The organism is Actinotalea sp. C106 (assembly GCF_023630195.1).
Classification (GTDB): Bacteria; Actinomycetota; Actinomycetes; order Actinomycetales; family Cellulomonadaceae; genus Actinotalea.
Map to the genome: position 1 here is coordinate 1 of NZ_JALPKN010000268.1, position 4,243 is coordinate 4,243.

At 71.7% G+C, this 4,243-nt stretch carries 4 protein-coding genes; all 4 read right to left on the bottom strand.

Going from position 1 to position 4,243, the window contains the following annotated elements:
- The coding region (folP, locus tag L0B03_RS14575; protein WP_250447050.1) for a dihydropteroate synthase at window positions 1-744 on the bottom strand (744 nt) is incomplete at its 3' end.
- Window positions 745-764: 20 nt separating this feature from the next.
- Window positions 765-1,379, bottom strand: coding sequence for a GTP cyclohydrolase I FolE (gene folE, locus L0B03_RS14580; protein ID WP_374204965.1), 615 nt, complete (start codon window positions 1,377-1,379; stop codon window positions 765-767).
- 14 nt (window positions 1,380-1,393) lie between these two features.
- Window positions 1,394-3,418, bottom strand: coding sequence for an ATP-dependent zinc metalloprotease FtsH (gene ftsH / locus L0B03_RS14585; RefSeq protein ID WP_250447052.1), 2,025 nt, complete (start codon window positions 3,416-3,418; stop codon window positions 1,394-1,396).
- 113 nt (window positions 3,419-3,531) lie between these two features.
- Window positions 3,532-4,086 (bottom strand): hypoxanthine phosphoribosyltransferase, encoded by a 555-nt coding sequence (gene hpt, locus L0B03_RS14590; protein WP_208056674.1) that lies wholly within the window; start codon window positions 4,084-4,086, stop codon window positions 3,532-3,534.
- Window positions 4,087-4,243: the final 157 nt, after the last annotated feature.

Consider the following 4,243-nt stretch of genomic DNA (forward strand, 5'->3'; position numbering starts at 1 on the left):
CCGGTCCCGCTCGGGGGGCGGGGCGGGCGACCCGTCGGGGCCCGCCAGCAGGTGCCCCAGGAAGCGCTTGCGCGAGGCACCCACCAGCAGGGGGCGGCCGATCGAGCGCAGCTCGTCGAGGTGGGCCAGCAGGGGCCAGTTGTCCCGGCCGGGCTTGGCGAAGCCGAGGCCGGGATCCAGGACCACCTGGGTGGGGTCCACCCCCGCGGCGACGAGGGCGTCCAGGCGACCCGCGAGCTCGGCCCGCACGTCCTGCACGACGTCCCCGTAGGTCGCCAGGGCGTCCATCACGTCGGCGTGACCTCGCCAGTGCATCGCGACGTAGACGACCCCCGTCTCGGCCACGACCCGGGCCATGCCCTCGTCGGCCAGTCCGCCCGAGACGTCGTTGACGACCACGGCCCCGGCCTCGACGGCCTCAGCCGCGACCTGGGCCCGCGTGGTGTCGATGCTGACCACGGCCCCGGCAGCGCACAGCTCGCGGATCACGGGCAGCACGCGACGGCGCTCCTCGTCGACGTCGACCCGCAGCGCACCGGGGCGGGTGGACTCGCCCCCCACGTCGAGCAGGTCGGCACCGTCGGCCAGCAGCCGGCGGCCGTGCTCGACCGCCGCCGCGGGCTCGAACCACGCGCCGCCGTCGCTGAAGGAGTCCGGGGTCACGTTCACCACACCCATGACCAGGGTCCGCTCGATCCCGGTGAGGGCCGCGGGCAGCGGCGCGGGGTGGCGGTCGGACGTCACGGGACCAGCCTAGGGCCGGGTCAGCGTCCGAGGACCAGGCTCATGGCCTCGGCCCGGGTCGCGACGTCGCGCATCTGGCCCCGGACGGCCGAGGTGACCGTGCGGGAACCTGGCTTGCGCACCCCACGCATGGACATGCACAGGTGCTCGCACTCGACGACCACCAGCACCCCGCGCGGGGCGAGGACCTCGACCAGGGCATCGGCGACCTGGGTGGTCAGGCGCTCCTGGACCTGGGGCCGTCGGGCGTAGAGGTCCACCAGGCGAGCGATCTTCGACAGCCCCGTGATCCGCCCGTCGGCCCCGGGGATGTACCCCACGTGCGCGACGCCGTGGAAGGGGACCAGGTGGTGCTCGCAGGTCGAGTACACCGCGATGTCCTTGACCAGGATCATCTCCTCGTGGCCGAGGTCGAAGGTGGTCGACAGCACCTCGCGCGGGTCCTGGTAGAGCCCGGCGAAGGTCTCGGCGTAGGCCCGCGCCACCCGGGCGGGGGTCTCCTGCAGCCCGTCGCGGTCCGGGTCCTCGCCGACGGCGAGGAGCAGCTCGCGGATCGCGCGTTCCGCACGCTCGGCGTCGTACGGGAGCCGGGGGGTGCCGGGCGTCTCGCCGGGCAGCGAGACCTCGTCAGCGATGTGCGTCACGGTCCTCAGTTCCCGGGGCCCACGGTGCCGCCGGGCGGCACCTCGCCGATGGGCTGCGCGGGGTGCTCGTCCTTGGCGGCTGCGGCCTCGTCCTGCGGGATGACGGGGCCGCCGTTGCTCGCGGCGCGCTCGCGCGGGCTCTGCACCGGGGGCAGCGGCGAGACAGATCGCCCCGGGCCCGAGATCCACACGTCGCGGGGCTCACGCTTGACCACGGCCTCGAAGACCTCGGCGATCTCGGCCTGGTTGAGGGTCTCGCGCTCGAGGAGCTCGAGGACCAGTGCGTCCAGGACGTCACGGTAGGCGTTGAGGATCTCGTAGGCCTCGTCGTGGGCGAAGTCCATCAGCCGCCGCACCTCGACGTCGACCACCCCCGCGACCTGCTCGGAGTAGTCGCGGCCGTGGCCCATGTCGCGGCCCATGAAGACCTCGCCGCTGTCCTGGCCCAGCTTGACCGCGCCGACCTTCTCGCTCATGCCGTACTGGGTGACCATCTTGCGGGCGATCGAGGTGGCCTTCTCGATGTCGTTGGACGCCCCGGTGGTGGGGTCGTGGAAGACGATCTCCTCGGCCACCCGGCCACCCATCGCGTAGGCGAGCTGGTCGAGGAGCTCGTTGCGCGTGGTCGAGTACTTGTCCTCCGCGGGCATCACCATCGTGTAGCCCAGGGCCCGGCCCCGGGGCAGGATCGTGACCTTGGTGACCGGGTCGGTGTAGCGCAGCGCCGCGGCGACCAGGGCGTGACCGCCCTCGTGGTACGCCGTGATCTTCTTCTCCTTGTCGTTCATCAGCCGGGTCCGCTTCTGCGGGCCGGCGATGACGCGGTCGATCGCCTCGTCGAGCTCGTGGTTGCCCACGACCTGCCCGTTGGTGCGCGCGGTGAGCAGCGCGGCTTCGTTGAGCACGTTCGCGAGGTCGGCCCCCGTGAAGCCCGGCGTCCGCTTGGCGACGGCGTGCAGGTCGACGTCGGGGGCCATGGGCTTGCCCTGGGAGTGCACGCTCAGGATCTGCTCGCGACCCTTGAGGTCAGGGGCGTCCACGGTGACCTGGCGGTCGAAGCGACCCGGGCGCAGCAGGGCGGGGTCGAGGATGTCGGGGCGGTTGGTCGCCGCGATGAGGATGACGTTGGACGTGGCGTCGAAGCCGTCCATCTCGACCAGCATCTGGTTGAGGGTCTGCTCGCGCTCGTCGTGCCCGCCGCCCATGCCGGCACCGCGGTGGCGGCCGACGGCGTCGATCTCGTCGATGAAGATGATGGCCGGCGAGTTCTCCTTGGCCTGCGTGAAGAGGTCACGCACCCGGCTGGCGCCCACACCGACGAACATCTCGACGAAGTCCGAGCCCGAGATCGAGTAGAACGGCACCCCTGCCTCGCCGGCGACGGCACGGGCGAGCAGGGTCTTGCCGGTCCCGGGCTGGCCGTAGAGGAGTACGCCCTTGGGGATCTTGGCCCCGACGGCCTGGAACTTGGTCGGGTCGGAGAGGAACTCCTTGATCTCCTGGAGCTCCTCGACCGCCTCGTCGACCCCGGCGACGTCCGCGAAGCTGACCTGCGGCGTCTCCTTCGAGACGAGCTTGGCCTTGGACTTGCCGAACTGCATGACGCGCGACCCGCCGCCCTGCATGCGGGACATGATGAACCAGAACAGCGCGATGAGGATGATCAGCGGGAGCATCAGGCCGAGCAGGCTGGCCCACCACGAGGTCTGCGGGACCTCGGAGTTGTAGCCACCCTCGAGCTCGGCGCCGGCGACCGCGTCGACCACGTCCGGGCCCTGCGGGGCCACGTAGTAGAACTGGACGTTGCGGCCGGAGTCCCCGAAGTCCTCGGTGAGCGTGAGGTCCACCCGCTGCTGGCCGTCGGTGATCAGGGCCTGCTCGACCGTGTCCCCCGCGAGCAGCTCGAGGCCCTCGGAGGTGTCGATCCGCTGGACCCCCTCGGACATGAAGGTGGCCGCGGCCACCCAGAGGATGGTCACCGCCAGCACGATCCACAGCACGGGACCACGGGTGAGGCGCTTGAGGTTCATGGGCGACGGGGCAGAGCCCTATCCCTCCTGATCGCGGGGCAGTCTGGCGTGCACGTTACCCCGTGGACCTGGGGATCCTGGCCGCTGTTCGCCCAGGGCAGGACGGGCGGGGCTCAGTCGCCGTAGACGTGCGGGGCGAGGGTCCCGACGAAGGGCAGGTTGCGGTACTTCTCGGCGTAGTCCAGGCCGTAGCCGACGACGAAGTCGGTCGGGATGTCGAAGCCCACGTAGCGCACGTCGACCTCGACCTTGGCGGCCTCGGGCTTGCGCAGCATGGTGGCGATCTCGACCGAGGCCGGGCCGCGCGAACGGAGGTTCGCGAGCAGCCACGACAGCGTGAGCCCCGAGTCGATGATGTCCTCGACGATCAGCACGTCGCGGCCGGTCAGGTCGGCGTCGAGGTCCTTGAGGATCCGCACCACCCCCGAGGACGTCGTCCCCGCGCCGTAGGAGGAGACGGCCATCCAGTCCATCTCGACCGAGGAGTGCAGGCGCCGCGAGAGGTCGGCCATGACCATCACGGCCCCCTTGAGGACCCCCACCAGCAGGAGGTCCCGCCCGGCGTAGTCGGCGTCGATCTGGGCGGCGATCTCGTCGAGACGGGCCCCGAGCTGCTCCTCGCTCAGGAGCACCCGCTCGAGGTCGTCACCCATGTCCGCTGGATCCACCGGTCGTCGCTCCTCGTCCTGGCCTGCTGGCGGCGACGCGTGGGGACGCCCCGCCGATGACGGTCCTGCCTAGGCCGGGCGCGCCGGCCCGGTGACCGTCAGCCTGCCACACCGGCGCCGTGCCTCGCCCCCTCCGGGCAGCGCGACCGGACCCTGC

Bases quoted from the DNA above. Each gene is read 5' to 3' on its own strand.
- ftsH (WP_250447052.1), bottom strand. From the start codon at position 3,418: ATGAACCTCAAGCGCCTCACCCGTGGTCCCGTGCTGTGGATCGTGCTG.